Source organism: Arthrobacter sp. STN4, assembly GCF_024539665.1.
In the GTDB taxonomy this organism is placed as follows: domain Bacteria; phylum Actinomycetota; class Actinomycetes; order Actinomycetales; family Micrococcaceae; genus Specibacter.
On sequence record NZ_JAKZGX010000093.1, the window covers coordinates 1 to 432 of the forward strand.

1 protein-coding gene and 1 pseudogene are annotated in these 432 nt (G+C 62.5%); both read right to left on the reverse strand.

The features are described from left to right. The coding region (locus MMF96_RS19480) for a sugar phosphate nucleotidyltransferase (protein WP_256884485.1) at window positions 1-154 on the reverse strand (154 nt) is incomplete at its 3' end. A gap of 81 nt (window positions 155-235) precedes the next feature. Continuing rightward, a pseudogene (locus tag MMF96_RS19485) lies at window positions 236-432 on the reverse strand (mannose-1-phosphate guanylyltransferase); the annotation flags it as partial.

Here is a 432-nt window from a genome sequence, read left to right on the forward strand (position 1 = left end):
CGGCACTGACGGCCTCCTGCACCACGTACTGGATGGCCGGCTTGTCCACCACGGGCAGCATTTCCTTCGGCATCGCCTTCGTCGCCGGGAGAAAACGGGTCCCCAACCCGGCCGCAGGAATAACGGCCTTACGTACACGTGATGATGAAGTCATAGACATATGTTAACTGACATTTTCCATGCAACTTTCAGGCAGGACTCGGTATGACGTCGGGTGGTGGGGGGTGTCCTGTCCTTACAGGACGTCCAGGTCGCCGTGGGCCTTGAGGCCGTCGACGGCGCGCTTGACGAGTTGGGCGTGGGCGCGGGTGGTGACCAGCAGCGCGTCCGGGGTGTCCACGACCACGACGTCCTGGATGCCGATCAACGCAATCACCCGCTTGGTGTCCGTCACCACGATCCCGGTGCTGTCCTCGGTAAAGACCCGCGCAC